Annotated in this window: 15 protein-coding genes; 9 read left to right on the top strand and 6 right to left on the bottom strand. The window is 37.2% G+C overall.

All coding sequences use genetic code 11. The annotated features are described in order from the left end of the window. Window positions 1–546 precede the first annotated feature (546 nt). The 5 genes from tsaD to LIZ98_RS06270 form a co-directional block, all read right to left on the bottom strand. A complete protein-coding gene (gene tsaD, locus LIZ98_RS06290) occupies window positions 547–1,569 on the bottom strand; it encodes a tRNA (adenosine(37)-N6)-threonylcarbamoyltransferase complex transferase subunit TsaD (protein WP_227139243.1) in 1,023 nt (340 codons plus the stop codon). After that, a complete protein-coding gene (rimI, locus tag LIZ98_RS06285; RefSeq protein ID WP_034767843.1) occupies window positions 1,566–2,018 on the bottom strand; it encodes a ribosomal protein S18-alanine N-acetyltransferase in 453 nt (150 codons plus the stop codon). The genes tsaD and rimI overlap by 4 nt, the downstream gene beginning before the upstream one ends. Window positions 2,019–2,036: 18 nt before the next feature. Then, entirely contained in the window at window positions 2,037–2,726 is a 690-nt protein-coding gene (gene tsaB, locus LIZ98_RS06280) for a tRNA (adenosine(37)-N6)-threonylcarbamoyltransferase complex dimerization subunit type 1 TsaB (protein WP_227139242.1), read from the bottom strand. Next, complete coding sequence (gene tsaE, locus LIZ98_RS06275; protein WP_034767847.1) at window positions 2,707–3,177, bottom strand: tRNA (adenosine(37)-N6)-threonylcarbamoyltransferase complex ATPase subunit type 1 TsaE; 471 nt, start codon at window positions 3,175–3,177, stop codon at window positions 2,707–2,709. Before tsaE ends, tsaB begins: the two co-directional genes overlap by 20 nt. Window positions 3,178–3,672: 495 nt before the next feature. Then, a complete protein-coding gene (locus LIZ98_RS06270) occupies window positions 3,673–5,604 on the bottom strand; it encodes an ABC-F family ATP-binding cassette domain-containing protein (protein WP_227139241.1) in 1,932 nt (643 codons plus the stop codon). Between the two features lie 509 nt (window positions 5,605–6,113). On the opposite strand from LIZ98_RS06270, the gene LIZ98_RS06265 reads away from it, so the two are divergent. From LIZ98_RS06265 to tatC, 3 genes are all read left to right on the top strand, one after another. Then, window positions 6,114–6,773, top strand: coding sequence for a redox-sensing transcriptional repressor Rex (locus LIZ98_RS06265; protein WP_041847029.1), 660 nt, complete (start codon window positions 6,114–6,116; stop codon window positions 6,771–6,773). Between the two features lie 176 nt (window positions 6,774–6,949). After that, on the top strand, window positions 6,950–7,129 hold the full coding sequence (tatA, locus tag LIZ98_RS06260; protein ID WP_216405863.1) for a twin-arginine translocase TatA/TatE family subunit: 180 nt from the start codon (window positions 6,950–6,952) through the stop codon (window positions 7,127–7,129). Window positions 7,130–7,140: 11 nt separating this feature from the next. After that, the gene (gene tatC, locus LIZ98_RS06255) at window positions 7,141–7,881 is read left to right on the top strand and encodes a twin-arginine translocase subunit TatC (protein WP_227139240.1); all 741 of its coding nucleotides are present in this window, start codon (window positions 7,141–7,143) and stop codon (window positions 7,879–7,881) included. Between the two features lie 365 nt (window positions 7,882–8,246). Here tatC and LIZ98_RS06250 read toward each other — a convergent pair whose 3' ends face one another. Beyond that, window positions 8,247–8,924: a CPBP family intramembrane glutamic endopeptidase gene (locus LIZ98_RS06250; protein WP_227202993.1), complete on the bottom strand. Its 678-nt coding sequence runs from the start codon at window positions 8,922–8,924 to the stop codon at window positions 8,247–8,249. Window positions 8,925–9,135: 211 nt separating this feature from the next. Here LIZ98_RS06250 and groES point away from each other — a divergent pair, with 211 nt between their 5' ends. The 6 genes from groES (at window position 9,136) to LIZ98_RS06220 (ending at window position 15,987) form a co-directional block, all read left to right on the top strand. Continuing rightward, on the top strand, window positions 9,136–9,420 hold the full coding sequence (groES, locus tag LIZ98_RS06245; RefSeq protein WP_034767857.1) for a co-chaperone GroES: 285 nt from the start codon (window positions 9,136–9,138) through the stop codon (window positions 9,418–9,420). Window positions 9,421–9,469: 49 nt separating this feature from the next. Continuing rightward, complete coding sequence (gene groL, locus LIZ98_RS06240) at window positions 9,470–11,089, top strand: chaperonin GroEL (protein ID WP_041903666.1); 1,620 nt, start codon at window positions 9,470–9,472, stop codon at window positions 11,087–11,089. Window positions 11,090–11,705: 616 nt separating this feature from the next. Beyond that, a complete protein-coding gene (locus LIZ98_RS06235; protein WP_041903664.1) occupies window positions 11,706–12,827 on the top strand; it encodes an ABC transporter ATP-binding protein in 1,122 nt (373 codons plus the stop codon). 2 nt (window positions 12,828–12,829) lie between these two features. After that, window positions 12,830–13,765: a carbohydrate ABC transporter permease gene (locus tag LIZ98_RS06230; RefSeq protein WP_162835735.1), complete on the top strand. Its 936-nt coding sequence runs from the start codon at window positions 12,830–12,832 to the stop codon at window positions 13,763–13,765. Then, entirely contained in the window at window positions 13,762–14,577 is an 816-nt protein-coding gene (locus LIZ98_RS06225) for a carbohydrate ABC transporter permease (RefSeq protein WP_041847034.1), read from the top strand. The genes LIZ98_RS06230 and LIZ98_RS06225 overlap by 4 nt, the downstream gene beginning before the upstream one ends. Window positions 14,578–14,622: 45 nt before the next feature. Continuing rightward, window positions 14,623–15,987 (top strand): ABC transporter substrate-binding protein, encoded by a 1,365-nt coding sequence (locus LIZ98_RS06220; RefSeq protein WP_227139238.1) that lies wholly within the window; start codon window positions 14,623–14,625, stop codon window positions 15,985–15,987. Window positions 15,988–15,990 lie beyond the last annotated feature (3 nt).

The following is a 15,990-nucleotide window of genomic DNA, read 5'->3' as shown; positions in this document are numbered from 1 at the left end:
ATGCCTGCCTGTCACGCAGGAGGTCGCGGGTTCGAGTCCCGTCCGGACCGCCATAATTTAGTTTTGAAGATAAACTGTGAAGTGTTTCACAGTTTTTTTATAATTTAGTTATAGAAATTCTTTGTTAACAATAAAGATAATTTTAGGACTTCAAAATTCGAAGTCCTTTTTTGTTAGATTAAGCAGCTTTCCCAAAATGTTTCCTTTATTGACGAATACATCTATACCAAAATAGCAAAAGTTAGAAATCCATTGCATAATACATTTTTGATTTTTTTAACTGCCAAAATAATTATTCTCCCATTTTAAAAACGACTCGCCCTTATGGAGAGTCGTCGAATAGGTGAAAAAGTATTGGCAATGCTTTTAACTTTGCCGATTCTGTTCACGTGCGGAATATTGGTTTTAATAACAGCATCGCCGATTCAAACCTAATTAACCAGTTTTTTGAAAACCACAGAAAATTCGTTCGAAGACAATATTATCGGTAAAAACTGATTAATAAGTTTTGTTAAAAAGCCACGGAAAATTCATTCCAAAACACCATCATCGATTAAAACTTTCTAAATCCAGTCCCGGGTTTGCGTTTAAACTTAGATCTGCAAGAATGCCTTTTTCAAAAAAGACACTTCCACAGGCTGCAATCATGGCGGCATTGTCAGTACATAAGTTCATTGGGGGTATAACTAAATCTACATTTCCCAACTCAGCAATCCGCTCGGTTAAGTGACTTCTTAACCCCTTATTTGCAGCTACTCCGCCGGCGAGAATGACTTGGTTAACCTGATATTCCTGCACTGCACGGACGGTTTTTTCTACAAGGACTTCAACGACACTAGCCTGAAAGCTGGCTGCTAAATCAGCAGGCTCAATGGTTTCCCCGCGTTGTTCAGCATTGTGTACGGTATTGATGACAGCAGATTTTAATCCACTAAAACTAAAGTCATACGATCCCTCTTCTAGCCACGCACGAGGAAAGTCGATATTTGCTTCTCCTTCATGTGCTAATCGGTCAATATGAGGCCCCCCGGGATATGGCATACTTAGTACTCTGGCTACTTTGTCATAAGCTTCCCCGGCAGCATCATCCCTTGTCTCACCAATTACTTTAAAATGACCATGTTCTTTCATATAGACCAGTTCTGTGTGACCACCGGAAACGACAAGAGCAAGCAAAGGGAATGTCATTTCTTTAACTAACCGATTTGCATATATGTGCCCCGCAATATGATGGACGGGAATTAATGGTAAAGAATGAGCAAAAGCAAGGGTTTTTGCCGCTTCTACTCCAATTAAAAGAGCGCCGACAAGACCAGGTCCTTGGGTTACCGCAACCCCCGTTAGATCGCTAAAATTCAGTTCTGCTTGTCTCATTGCTTCCTCAATAACAATGGTTATTTGCTCTACATGTTGGCGGGAAGCTATTTCAGGAACAACGCCGCCATAACGTTTATGAACTTCGATTTGTGAAGCAACAACATTAGAAAGGATTTGGGTCCCGTTTTTGACCACGGCGGCCGCTGTTTCATCACAACTTGTTTCAATTCCTAATATATATAAATCATTCATTTTAAATTCACCCACATTACTAAAGCATCTTCATAATTATCAGTGTAGTATGATTTTCGAATACCACCATTTTTAAAACCGAATTTTCGATACATGTTTTGGGCAACAATATTGGACACTCTTACTTCCAATGTTGCCTTTTTTACACCCTTAACAATCATTGTTTCCATCATTTTCATCATTAATTGTTCACCAATTTTCAATCCCCGGTACTCGGGTAATACTGCAATATTGGTAATATGTGCTTCGTCAATAACGATCCACATGCCACCGTAAGCAACGATTTTTTTATCAAGCTCACCACCGATATAGATTGCATAAGGATTCATTGTTAACTCTCGAACAAATGCATCCCGATTCCAAGGAGAAGTGAAAGAAGCATATTCTACATGCAGAATTTCATCAACATCGTTAATAGTCAGTCTGCGAAAAACAGGTGTCCAATTCATAAAGTTGTCCCCTCAAATTTAATTCGTTTTCTCTCTCCATTTGGCTTCAGCTTCTGCCAAGCGTAAATAATTCGGTGCAAATGAATGCACATTTTTTTCTTTTAAATCTTTTGCAAGTAAAGCCAACTCACCGGGTTTAGGGATATTGACAGTAATCGGTGCAAATTGAACTTGTTTAGCCAGTTGATTTACGATTACCTGTTCATGAATAACCACATCATTTCCTAAAAACAGAACCGGTTTATCAAATGTTTTAAGTAATTTGCACCATTCTTCTGTAGGAATATGTTGATCGTTAACTGCTTGCATTAATTTGCCTTCCTTATATTCATATAATCCAGTAAAAATATTTCCCCGTCTTGCATCCATGACAGGAGAAATGTAGCCATCAAAATATCGAGCGCTGGCCGCCATTAATTTAAGGCTGGAAACACCAACAATGGGTATGTTTAATGTCCACGCTAACGTTTTTCCGATCGTTAGGCCAATCCGCAAGCCGGTGTATGAGCCCGGACCGTTAGCAACAATGATTTTATTTATCTCTTTTATGTCCATGCCGCAATCTTTTAGTAAAAAGTCAATGGCCGGTAATACCCTTGTTGAATGATTTCTTTTTATATTTGTTATATATTCACCGATAATTTTTTCATTACTTGCGATTCCAACACCAAGTACATTTGTCGAGGTATCAATTGCTAAAATATTCATGGAAAAACTCCTCACATAGTTGTTCATATCGAATACCAACCGGTTTAAAAAGAAATTGTCTGGTTGTCAGGTCAACAAATTTAATTTCAATAGTTAAAAACTGTTCGGGCAACTGATCTTGGATAATATGAGCCCATTCAATGACAGTGATACCATCACCATGAAAATATTCATCAAAACCGAGATCTTCCATTGAATCCTTTAGTCGATAAACATCCATATGATAGAGGGGGAAAATCCCTTTGTATTCTTTTATAATTGTAAATGTGGGACTACTAATATTTTTATTGATACCAAGTCCTTTTGCCAACCCTTTTGTAAAAGTTGTTTTTCCGGCACCAAGATCGCCTTCCAGCGCAATCGTATCTCCTTCCCGTAAAAATTTACTGAACGTTTGTGCCATTGAAAAAGTTTCTTCCTGATTATGTACAGTAATTTGGTAATCCTTCATTGTTTTCTCACCAACTTTATATATATCTTCCATAAGATTAACGAAATATCGGTGAAATATCAATATTTGCCGGTAATATGTGTATGTTTCGATAAATGTCACTTATTTCAAAAATTCCTGCATATCTTGCTTGATTCGATTGTGGATAATATTGTGGATAAAAATTACTGAAGATAAGTCTGAGTAAACACGATTTGTTTGGATCGATACGGATTGGTCACACAAGTGTTGCTACAAGGACGTGGCACAATTAGTTTATCAGTGGGGAAAGCGAGTCCCCACTGATAGACATCTCAATTATTCACAACACAATTGTGGATAACTTGGATATTTTTTGTGGATATTGTGGAAAAGCATTTGAGATGTTAATAAATATATAATTGTCTTGTGAATAACTTTGTGGAAAAAGTGAATAATTCATGCAATCGAATGATTGGTCAAGAGGTTTCACTTACTTCCGGTACTTTTTTGACAGGTCTCCGCAAAATCCATCTATTATTCCAGTTCACTCCATTCCTCCAATAAGGTTTCAATTTTTGCTTTGGCTTTTTCAATTTCCTTATTTAGTTCAGCCACTTTTGTATGGTCGCTATAGATTTCCGGATGAAGGAATTGCTGTTCCTTCTCGGCAATTTCCATCTCCAGTGATTCAATTAATGTTTCAATTTCTTCAATCCGACGTTTCTTTTGTCGTTCCACTTTCTTTAGTTCTTTTTCTTGTTCATAACGGGTTTTTGCATCCAAATCGGAAGCCGGTTCTTGCGTTTGGTTGTGCTCGCTCTCTTCTGATAATTTTTGAATCTCCATCATTTCTTCCTTTTTCTCTATATAATAATCATAGTCACCCAAATACTCGGTCACACCGTCAGTAGAGAGTTCAAAAACTTTTGTTGCAATTCGGTTAATAAAATAACGGTCATGAGAAACAAACAAGATCGTACCGGGAAAATCAACAAGAGCATTTTCCAAAATTTCTTTACTGTCTAAATCGAGATGATTTGTTGGTTCATCTAAAATTAAAAAATTTGCATTTAACATCATTAGTTTAGCCAATGACAACCTTGCTTTTTCACCACCGCTCAAAGTTGAGACTGTTTTTAAAACATCATCACCGGAGAACAAAAAATTGCCAAGAATGGTTCGGATTTCTTTTTCCGTTTTTGTCGGATATTCATCCCAAAGTTCATTTAATACTCGCTTATTTGATGTTAAGTTTGCTTGTTCTTGATCATAGTAAGCAATGGTTACATTCGCTCCAAAATGGATGTTTCCGGAAAGAGCCTGGAGTTGGCCGACAATTGTCTTCAGTAGAGTAGATTTGCCGACACCATTTGGGCCAAGCAACGCAATGCTATCTCCTCTTTGAATTCGAAAGTGGATATTTTTTGATATTTGATTGGCTCCATAACCAATGGCCAAATCAACCACATTAAGAACTTCATTGCCACTTTGCCGCTCAATTTGAAAGGAAAAATTAGCAGATTTATCGTCTCTGTGCGGTTTATCAATCATTTGCATTCGTTCCAGTGCTTTACGCCTGCTTTGTGCCCGTTTTGTTGTTGATGCACGGGTCAGATTCTTGGCAATAAATTCTTTCATTCTTGCTATCTCATCTTGTTGTTTTTCATACATTTTCAAGTCACGTTCATAATTCTCTGCTTTTTGGACTAAGTATTGACTGTAGTTACCGACATATTTTGTTAAAGTAGTCTGAGCGCATTCATAAACTTGGTTTACAAGCTTATCAAGAAAATAGCGATCATGGGAAACAATAAGAATGGCTCCATCATAAGATTGCAAATATTGTTCTAACCATGTCAATGTATCGATATCTAGGTGGTTCGTCGGCTCGTCCAAAATTAAAATGTCCGGCTTTGATAAGAGCAATTTTCCTAAAGCCAGGCGAGTTTTTTGTCCGCCGCTTAAATTGGATATTTTTGTCTCTTGATAATTGAAAGTGGAAAAATTAAGCCCGTGTAATACGGAACGAATATCTGCTTCATATTGATATCCGCCCAGTTCTTTAAATTCATGCTGTAAATAATCATATTCGGACAAAATTTGCTTGTATTTGCCTTCATCTGTATAAGTTTCTTCCTTTGCCATTTCCTGCTCAAGATTACGTAACCTTTTTTCCATGCTACGTAAATCTTCAAAGACAGTCAGCATTTCATCCCAGATAGTTCTGTCTGAAACGAGACCGGTATGTTGATCTAAAAAGCCAATTGTTACTTCTTTTGGCTTAATAATTTCTCCGGAGTCATAAGCAAGTTCACCGGCAATTATTTTCAGCAAGGTTGATTTGCCTGATCCGTTTCTACCAACAAGGGCAATTCGGTCTCTTGTATGAATTTCTAATTTAATATTCGAAAGGACAAGATCTGCCCCGTAATATTTATTTAGTTGATTTACTTGTAGTAAAATCATGATTTGCACCTCAACATTTCACAATAAAAATGGTCCTTTACCTGGAAATATAACAGCTTTGACTCTGTTTGCCTTTTAAAAGAATGAATGACTGACTAATTATTTTCAGAGTGAAGCGAATGGGAACATGCTGTTTTTGATTACAAAATAATCGATTCCTTCCTCTACCATAACATATCCAGTCGCTTTTCGATCCATCATTTCCGACATTTAAAGGAGATCCTGTAAATGTCATGTCAACAAGTCTATATAAAAATAGTACATGAAGGGGAGGAAAAATGGCAAATGGAGATTAAATGAAACTACCTACAAGACAGATGAAAAAAAATAGTGTATCATAGTAGGTGAATATGTTAACAAAAATAAGAATTGAGGAAGTGTACATGTTTATTTGTAATGTAAGCGTTCACAGTGTGCTTTGTATGCCTTATAAAAGAATTACTTCTATAGGGCAATGAAAGATATTATAATAGAAAAATAATAATTTTTCAGCATTGGAGGATTTTGACATGGAAACAGATCAGCTAAAAATTCCTAAAGCCACCGCTAAGAGATTGCCATTATATTATCGTTTTATTCAAAATTTGTACCAGTCAGGAAAACAAAGAGTTTCTTCTGCTGAGTTAAGTGAAGCGGTTAAGGTCGATTCGGCAACGATTAGAAGGGATTTTTCTTATTTCGGCGCGTTAGGTAAAAAAGGGTATGGATATAATGTTCAGTATTTGTTATCCTTTTTCAGAAAAATATTGAACCAGGATGAAATAACAAAGGTAGCCTTAATCGGTGTAGGTAATTTAGGTACAGCTCTACTAAAATATAATTTCACTAAAAACAATAATACTAAAATTGTCTGTGCCTTTGATGCAAACCAAGAAAAGGTCGATCAAAAATTTGGTGATATTACTGTTTACCCAATGGATTCACTGGAACAAATATTGTCAACTGAAGAGATTCAGGTTGTTATTCTGACCGTCCCGGCTCCTGTTGCCCAATTGGTTACTGATCGTTTAGCAAAAACAGGAATAAAAGGAATTTTAAATTTCACGCCAGCTCGATTAACTGTTCCGTCAAATATTCGTGTTCACCATATTGATTTAGCTGTTGAATTACAATCTTTTGTTTATTTAATTAAACATTACTCAAATGAGGAAGTAGTGGTTGGAGATTAATTTTTTAAAGTAGGGAAATGGTAGGTAACACTAAAAATTTATCTTCAAAACAACACCATATTTTGTATTGCAATAATTATGATTCATACGATATGATAGGAAAAAAGTTTTTGTAAAATCTTTTTTGGGTGACAATGAATGAATTTGAATGAGGTTGCTGGGGGAGAGGGAGAAACATGACAATCGGTCCGGGTAGTTTAATTCTCATATTAATCATGGCATTATTAATTTTTGGTCCGAAAAAGTTACCGCAACTCGGTCGTGCGGCAGGAGATACACTAAGGGAATTTAAAAATGCCACAAAGGGTCTTGCTGATGAAAATAATGGGAAGAGAAAAGATCAAGAAGGCAAGTAGGGAGAGAAGAGATGGAGAAAAACGAATTGACTGTAATTGAGCATTTCGTTGAATTAAGGAGACGGTTGGTTTTTATCGTTGTCTTCTTTCTTTTGGCAATGATCGGTTCGTTTTTTTTGGCAGAGCCGTTGATCATATATTTGCAACAAACTGATGAAGCGGCCAGTTTGGAACTGAACGCCTTCCGCTTAACTGACCCGCTAAAGATTTATATGCAAATCGCTTTTATCATTGCTTGTGTAATAACTTCACCTTTTGTTTTGTATCAGTTATGGGCTTTTATTTCACCGGGTTTATATGAAAAGGAAAAAAAAATAACCTTAGCCTATATACCTGTTTCGGTATTTTTGTTTTTATCAGGTATTTCGTTTTCATATTTTGTATTATTTCCGTTTATTGTTCGCTTTATGAAACAGTTAGGGGACCGAATGGAAATCAATCAAGTCATTGGGATCAATGAATATTTCCATTTTTTGTTACAAATTACGTTGCCTTTTGGTTTGTTATTCCAATTGCCGGTGATTATATTATTTTTAACAAGGCTTGGAATAATTACACCTGACTTTTTGTCTAGGGTGCGAAAATATGCGTACTTTATCTTGCTAGTCATCGCGGCACTGATTACACCGCCGGATATTCTCTCGCATATGATGGTCACTTTACCATTAATATTGCTTTATGAAGTTAGTATTTGGATTTCGAAGCTGGTGTATCGGAAAAAAATGAAGGAAGAAGAAGGGCTTGCTGTTTAAAAGATAAGAATTTTCCATTGTTTATTTTATCCATTTAAAAAATATAAAATTCCGGTAACGAAGCAACTTGAAGTGGCGGATAGGTTATGGCATAAGGAGCTTGCTTAAAAGGTATAATGGAAACCGGAGTAATTCCCTTGTTATCGGTGAGTACCGCGTTTCGGGTCGAATAAAGCTCGGGACGCCCGAGTTTTATTTAGATAAGGACTATGTTAGAAAGGGCATATGCATAATGAAAATGATCATTTTTATTTGCGATTGTTAATTTTTATATCGTATTGCCTTTTTGAAATAGTCCTTTCTCTTTTATGGAAAAATTTGTATAAGGTATTTTGGTTGTGACATACTAATTTTGATTGAATGGTTCATATTTGCTGCATTTGCAAGAAAAATTGACTCATTACTACATAAGTATTCATTAATGTATGTGCCAAAATTGGAATGATAATTCGGTCGGTTTTTACATATAAATAACTGAATGTGAATCCAATGGCACAATAGAGTAATAAATGTTCAAATTCCATGTGAGCGGCAGAAAAAAGAATGGAACTGATTAAGGCTGCAAGAAAGAAATTTGTTTTTTTGTATAAAGATCCAAAAATAATTTTACGAAAGATGATTTCTTCCAAAATCGGACCAATTATCGAAGTAACGAAAATCATAATCGGTGCAACATTGATTAAATTCAGGATATTTTCTGTGTTTTCCGAACCAACATCCACACCTAATAGCGTCTCAATCATGATAGCAATTCTTTGTGCAATCAGGGCAAGTAGTACACCATAAACAGACCAGCCAAGTACAAACGGTATTGAGCGGAGGTTCCGGTTTCGCACTGTAATTTCATCTTTTAAATAATAAAGGGTGATCAATAAGGTTACAAAAAAACTAAATACCGTCCAAATAGAAACGGAAAGTAGCCAATATTTATTTCCGGCAAAACCAAAACTTTGGAAAATGCCGAATAGAATCGATGCCCCGATGTTTAAAAATAACTGCATCGCTACATAAGTAAGGATAATCAGTTTATATTCTCGTTTCAAAAAATTCACCTCACTGGCTATTTTATCAAAAAATTGCAAAGGAAGCTATTTCCCTATTGAGTAGGACAAGATAATTTCGGTAAAAAAATGTTAAAATTTTATAGTTGACACTTGCAAAAAACAAATCAATTCATTATTATAATAATTGGAATTAGCACTCAAGGACAATGAGTGCTAACAACATTGAAAATATATGAGGAGGTTGTTTAATGTGTTAAAGCCACTTGGAGATCGCGTAGTTATTGAACTTGTAGAAACTGAAGAAAAAACAGCTAGCGGCATCGTTCTGCCGGATACTGCAAAAGAAAAACCACAAGAAGGTAAAGTTGTAGCTGTAGGAACCGGCCGTGTTCTTGATAGCGGTGAACGGGTTGCACTTGAAGTAAATGTCGGCGATCGGATCATCTTCTCAAAATATGCTGGTACTGAAGTCAAATATGACGGAAAAGAATACTTAGTTTTACGTGAAAGTGACATATTAGCTGTTGTAGAATAATAACATTTTACAATTGATAATAAAAATATGATAGGAGGATTTGACGAGAATGGCAAAACAAATCGTATTCAGTGAAGAAGCTCGACGTAGTATGTTGCGCGGTGTAGATAAATTAGCAGATGCTGTCAAAGTTACATTAGGACCAAAAGGACGTAATGTGGTATTAGAGAAAAAATTTGGTTCACCACTAATTACAAATGATGGTGTCACAATCGCAAAAGAAATCGAATTGGAAGATCCATTTGAAAATATGGGTGCGAAACTTGTTGCAGAAGTTGCCAGCAAAACAAATGATGTTGCCGGGGACGGTACGACAACTGCAACGGTTCTTGCCCAAGCAATCATTCGTGAAGGATTGAAAAACGTTACTGCCGGTGCAAATCCAATGGGCATCCGTAAAGGGATTGAAAAAGCAGTAGCAGTAGCCGTTGAAGAATTAAAAGGAATTTCTAAACCTGTAGAAAGCAAAGAAGCAATCGCGCAAGTCGGAACCATTTCTGCAGGTGATGAAGAAGTAGGTCAATTAATCGCAGAAGCAATGGAACGCGTTGGTAAAGACGGTGTTATTACCATTGAAGAATCAAAAGGTTTCAATACTGAACTAGATGTTGTCGAAGGTATGCAATTTGACCGTGGTTATGTTTCTGCATATATGGTAACAGACCAAGATAAAATGGAAGCTGTTTTAGAAAATCCATATATTTTAATCACAGATAAGAAAATCTCTAATATTCAAGAAATCCTTCCATTATTGGAACAAGTATTGCAACAATCGAAGCCATTATTGATTATTGCTGAAGATGTTGAAGGGGAAGCTCTTGCAACTCTTGTTGTAAACAAACTTCGCGGTACATTCAATGTTGCAGCAGTAAAAGCACCTGGATTTGGTGACCGTCGTAAAGCTATGCTTGAAGACATTGCAATTTTAACCGGTGGTGAGGTTATCACAGAAGACCTAGGTCTTGAATTAAAATCTGCTTCCGTTGCTCAATTAGGTCGTGCCGGTAAAGTTGTTATAACAAAAGATAACACAACAATCGTTGAAGGTGCCGGCGAATCCAGCAAAATTAGTGCTCGTGTAAATCAAATTAAAGCACAATTAGAAGAAACGACTTCTGAATTCGATAAAGAAAAATTACAAGAACGTTTGGCTAAACTTGCCGGCGGGGTTGCAGTCATCAAAGTTGGTGCTGCTACAGAAACAGAATTAAAAGAACGGAAACTTCGCATTGAAGACGCCCTAAACGCTACTCGTGCTGCCGTTGAGGAAGGTATTGTATCCGGTGGTGGTACAGCACTTGTGAACGTATATAACAAAGTGGCAGCCATTGAAGCAGAAGGCGATGTGGCAACCGGTGTGAAAATTGTTCTTCGTGCCTTAGAAGAACCGGTACGTCAAATTGCTGAAAACGCCGGTTTAGAAGGTTCGGTTATTGTGGAACGCTTGAAAACTGAAAAATCTGGCGTAGGTTTCAACGCTGCTACAAACGAATGGGTAAACATGACCGAGGCCGGTATTGTTGACCCGACAAAAGTTACTCGTTCAGCCCTTCAAAACGCAGCTTCTGTTGCAGCTATGTTCTTAACAACTGAAGCCGTCGTTGCTGACATTCCGGAAGAAAACAAAGGCGGCGGCGCTCCAATGCCAGACATGGGCGGCATGATGTAATCTAATTGCCCCTTCCTTTTTGAAAAGAGATTGTTATAACAGCAAAACCACTCCTATTAATTGTTGGGAGTGGTTTTTTTGCTAATTAGGAAAGTATAACTTTTTTAATTTCTACTTTCCTAACTCATAAGTTCAACTACGGCTCTGCTCTTCTGCTCTCGCCTAAAAGCTCGGACGCCCGAGTTTACTTTATAGTATAAGAAAGTATAAAAATACAAGCAATTAACTTGGGATTAGTTTTATTGTCTAGCTACGAGCGCCAGCGACTAGCAAACTTCACTCCCCTCCACTACGATAAGTCAACATCGGCTCGTCCCTCGCCGTGTTTCCTTTATCTCATTGCGGGGCGCTCCAGTTTGTACGTCGCTAAGCGGGCGCTCTGCGCTTTTCTTATATGATCATTTCTGTTATTCTCCAAAATCCGTCCATTATTTTTTCCCCATTCACATTTCTTTATAGTTAATCCACGCTACCATTTATGTTGATTTCTTAAAAATATTTACCTAGTTTTAAGTAATTGAATTGGACGTTAAATAGTATGAAGATTTTGTAAATGTCATCTTTTTTAGTGAAAATTATGCTTTAATGAAGATGTAAATTTGAAAGGAGGTTATTTATGAGCCAAGTAGAGTTAATCAATATCTCTAAATCCTATCATAAACAGAAAGATGTATTAAAAGGAATTAATCTATCGATAGAAGAAGGTGAATTTTTTGTTCTTGTTGGTCCTTCCGGGTCAGGGAAGAGTACGTTACTCCGGATGATCGCGGGACTTGAAGAAATTTCGGGCGGTATCTTAAAAATAAACGGAAACACAGTGAACCATCTTCCGCCAAAGGATCGAAATTTATCAATGGTCTTCCAAAATTATGCACTGTATCCTCATTTAACGGTTGAACAAAATATTCTTTTTGGATTAAAAGCTAGGAAGATTGATAAACAGGAACAACAAAAAAGACTCAAGGAAGCAGCAGAAATGTTAGGATTGACGGAACTGCTAAACCGTAAACCTAGGGAACTATCAGGCGGTCAAAGGCAAAGGGTAGCATTGGGACGTTCTGTTGTCAGTCATGCACCGCTTTGTTTAATGGATGAGCCTTTATCAAATTTAGATGCAAAACTAAGAGCGAATATGCGGGTACAAATACGAAGACTGCAAAAGCGTTTAGGACTAACAATGATCTATGTAACCCATGATCAAGTCGAAGCCATGACAATGGGGGATCGAATCATGGTTCTCAATGGTGGGGAAATTCAGCAAGTAGGAAAACCGATTACCCTTTACAATGAACCGGAAAACCTATTCGTAGCCTCCTTCATTGGTTCGCCAAAGATGAATGTGGGAGATGCTGTCTTTTCAGAAGACCGAAAACAGTTAATCATTGAAAATCAATTGCATATCACTGTAAATCCATCATCCATAATGGATTTTTCAAAAAATCGTAATATAAAAGTGGGTATTCGTCCGGAACATCTTCTGTCTGGTAAGTCAACAGGCGAAAGGAATATCTATTTTGAAGTAGTAAATGTTGAGCAATTAGGAAATGAAACTTCTATTGCATTTGTTGTGGGGAAAGAGCTGTGGACGGCAAAATGGCCGGGTCAATGGCCGGTCAAATTTGGTCAGAAAGTACCTGTGCAAATATTACCTGAACATCTATTCTTCTTTGATGCTGAAACAGGCGAGCGCATAAAATCTGCAGAACTTAGAAAAAGACAAGAGGTAATAACGATATGAGTATGAATCCGACACTTGAAACGAATGAAACGTATATGTATCAATTTGAACGTGTAAAAAAGAGTGCCCGGATGAAAAGTTTTATCAAAGGTATGTTGTTTTTATTCCCGTCCATTCTATTATTTAGTGTTTTCGTTTTTTACCCTATGTTTAAAACGATCTATTTGAGCTTTTATCTGACGGATGCAAAAGGTTCAACCACGGTTTTTGTAGGTTTGGAAAATTACCTAAATATGTTTACGAATCCAATTTTTCTTCAAAGTATAAAAAATACGTTTTTATTTGTTTTCTATACCGTACCTCCGACAGTTTTGATTAGTTTGTTTTTAGCCATCCTTGCTAATGAGAATCTAAGAGGGATCGGCCTTTTCCGGACGATTTACTCGTCAACAATCGGTATTTCAGTTGCGGCAGCGTCTGTATTTTGGCTTTATTTATTTAATCCAACAATGGGGCTGCTAAACAAATTTCTTGAAGCTTTTGGAGGAGAACCGGTTGGATGGTTAACGGATCCGGCCTGGGCACTTCTTTCTGTATCAGTGACAACTATATGGATGAATATCGGTTTTACATTTTTAATCTTGCTTGGTGGTTTACAGTCAATTGATCGCTCTTTATATGAAAGTGCAGAAGTTGAAGGTTCGGGTTATTTTTATAAGCTTAGGAGAATTACAATTCCAATGCTGTCACCAACTTTGTTTTTTGTGATTACGGTATCTATGATTAATAGCTTTCAAACTTTTGGTCAAATAGATATCTTAACGCAAGGTGGGCCAGCAAATGAAACAAGTTTAATTGTGTATTCCATTTATCGAGAAGCTTTTGTCAATTATCAGTTTGGCTCAGCCAGTGCACAAGCGGTCGTATTATTTATTCTTATTCTCGTCATGACGGTCATCCAATTTAAGCTGGGGGAAAGGAGAGTTCATTATCAATGATTCTTTCAACAGGGCAAAAACTCTTATTTTATGTATTGCTAATTATTTCAGCACTCCTCCTTGCAGGTCCAGCTATCATGGCAATTGTGATGAGTTTTATGACAAACCAGGATATTTTAACAGGAAGCCTGCCAACCAAGTTTACAATTGAAAACTATATCGCGGCCTTTAATGGGTTTCCATTAACCGAATATTTATTTAATAGTTTTATTGTTTCGTTTGTCATTATGCTTGGCCAGTTGATTTTATCATCTTTAGCGGCTTATGCATTTGTTTTCATCGAGTTTAAAGGGAGGGACCTTCTATTCTATCTCTTTATAGCAACAATGATGGTTCCTTTTGAAGCATCAATTATTCCCAATTTCCATTTAATCCGTGATTTAGACTGGATTGATACATATCCGGGGTTGACGATACCGTTTTTTGCGACAGCGTTCGGTACCTTCTTGCTCCGGCAAAATTTTAAAGGAATACCAAAAGAATTACGTGAAGCCAGTCAGATTATTGGTATGGGAGATTTCAAGTTCTTCTTGACAGTTGTGTTACCTGTTTCACGAACCAGTTTGGTCACCTTAGGGATTTACGGTTTTTTGACCGCTTGGAATATGTATTTATGGCCGTTATTGGCAACAACAAATGACACCGTACGTACGGTTCAAATTGGATTGAAGCAATTACAAACACAGGAACAATTAAATGAATGGGGAGTAATTATGGCCGGTGCCGTTATCGTTATTATTCCTACGTTAATCCTGCTGTTTTTAGGTCAGAAAAAATTACAAAAGGGTTTAACTGAAGGGGCTGTCAAGTAAGATTCCCAATTGAAAAGAATCGAGTGATCAGGAGGAGTAGAATATATGAAAAAACTGATTATGATTTTTAGTCTAGGTATACTATTTTTACTGAGCGCCTGCGCTGGAGGAAATTCCGCTTCTGGAAACAGTTCGCAAAGTACCGGAAATACAAATAATGAAGCTGGAGCTAAAGATGGAAAACAAGTTGTTACATTCTGGCATTCTATGGGCGGTGCCGGTCAAGAAACATTAAACAGCATTGTTGAGGATTTCAATAATTCTCAAGATAAGATCCAGGTAAATGCCGAATATCAGGGGACATATGATGAATCACTGACAAAATTTAATGCTGTTGCAGGAACAGACAGTGCGCCAACGATGATTCAAACATTTGAAATTGGTACGATGTCAATGATAAACAGTGGCAATATTATTCCAATCCAGGAATTTGTTGATAAGGACGGATATGATATGAGCGGCTTGGAGGAGAATATTACCAACTATTATTCTTTAGATGGAAAATTTTATTCGATGCCGTTTAACTCCTCTACTCCAGTCATGTACTATAATAAAGATGCCTTTAAAAAAGCAGGTTTAGATCCGGAAAAAGCACCGGAAACATTTGAAGAAGTGGAAGAAGCATCGAAAGCAATTGTTAAATCCAATCCGAATATGAAAGGATTTGCTTTGCAGGCTTATGGTTGGTTATGGGAACAACTGCTTGCTAATCAAGGAGCATTATTATTAAATAATGATAATGGTCGTACCGATACACCAACGAAAATTGGTTGGACAGAAAAAGAAGGCAAATCCATTTTCGAATGGGTAAAGCGTATGGTCGACGATGGTACGTTTGCCAACTATGGTACAAACGGGGATAACATGGTTGCCGGTTTCTTAGCCGGTGATGTAGCGATGTTCTTACAATCTTCAGCAAGTGCAAGAGATGTTATTGATAATGCACCGTTTGAAGTAGGTATTGCTTTCCTTCCGTATCCCGAGGATCAGGAACGACAAGGTGTGGTCATTGGCGGTGCCAGTCTTTGGATGATTGATGGTAAACCGAAAGAAGAATCGAAAGCTGCTTGGGAATTTATGAAATATTTACAAACACCGGAAGTTCAAGCAAAATGGCATGTCGGGACAGGTTACTTTGCTGTGAACCCTGCTGCCTATGAAGAAGAGGTTGTGAAAGAAGCTTGGGCAGAAAAACCACAACTGCAAGTAACAGTTCAACAGCTGCAATCGACAAAATCCTCCTATGCGACTCAAGGGGCGTTAATGGACATGCTTCCACAAGGACGCAAAATTATGGAAACAGCGCTTGAAACGGTTTATAATGGTGGAGAAGTAGACCAAGCATATAAAACAGCCGTACAACAATTTAATGATGCAATTGAACAAGCAAATAAAGCCAGAAAAAAATAAAGA

Source organism: Caldibacillus sp. 210928-DFI.2.18 (assembly GCF_020554505.1).
Classification (GTDB): domain Bacteria; phylum Bacillota; class Bacilli; order Bacillales; family Caldibacillaceae; genus Caldifermentibacillus; species Caldifermentibacillus hisashii.
Note: the sequence above shows the minus strand (reverse complement) of the source record. Positions and strands in the feature narration are given on the sequence as shown.

What these genes read in the sequence shown, in the direction of transcription:
- LIZ98_RS06270 (WP_227139241.1), bottom strand. Translation starts at nt 5,604, where the DNA reads ATGATTTTACTACAAGTAAATCAACTAAATAAATATTACGGGGCAGAT.
- LIZ98_RS06230 (WP_162835735.1), top strand. Translation starts at nt 12,830, where the DNA reads ATGAATCCGACACTTGAAACGAATGAAACGTATATGTATCAATTTGAA.
- LIZ98_RS06220 (WP_227139238.1), top strand. Translation starts at nt 14,623, where the DNA reads ATGAAAAAACTGATTATGATTTTTAGTCTAGGTATACTATTTTTACTG.
- groL (WP_041903666.1), top strand. Translation starts at nt 9,470, where the DNA reads ATGGCAAAACAAATCGTATTCAGTGAAGAAGCTCGACGTAGTATGTTG.
- tatA (WP_216405863.1), top strand. Translation starts at nt 6,950, where the DNA reads ATGACAATCGGTCCGGGTAGTTTAATTCTCATATTAATCATGGCATTA.
- rimI (WP_034767843.1), bottom strand. Translation starts at nt 2,018, where the DNA reads ATGAATTGGACACCTGTTTTTCGCAGACTGACTATTAACGATGTTGAT.
- tatC (WP_227139240.1), top strand. Translation starts at nt 7,141, where the DNA reads ATGGAGAAAAACGAATTGACTGTAATTGAGCATTTCGTTGAATTAAGG.
- LIZ98_RS06235 (WP_041903664.1), top strand. Translation starts at nt 11,706, where the DNA reads ATGAGCCAAGTAGAGTTAATCAATATCTCTAAATCCTATCATAAACAG.
- tsaB (WP_227139242.1), bottom strand. Translation starts at nt 2,726, where the DNA reads ATGAATATTTTAGCAATTGATACCTCGACAAATGTACTTGGTGTTGGA.
- tsaD (WP_227139243.1), bottom strand. Translation starts at nt 1,569, where the DNA reads ATGAATGATTTATATATATTAGGAATTGAAACAAGTTGTGATGAAACA.
- tsaE (WP_034767847.1), bottom strand. Translation starts at nt 3,177, where the DNA reads ATGAAGGATTACCAAATTACTGTACATAATCAGGAAGAAACTTTTTCA.
- LIZ98_RS06225 (WP_041847034.1), top strand. Translation starts at nt 13,762, where the DNA reads ATGATTCTTTCAACAGGGCAAAAACTCTTATTTTATGTATTGCTAATT.
- LIZ98_RS06265 (WP_041847029.1), top strand. Translation starts at nt 6,114, where the DNA reads ATGGAAACAGATCAGCTAAAAATTCCTAAAGCCACCGCTAAGAGATTG.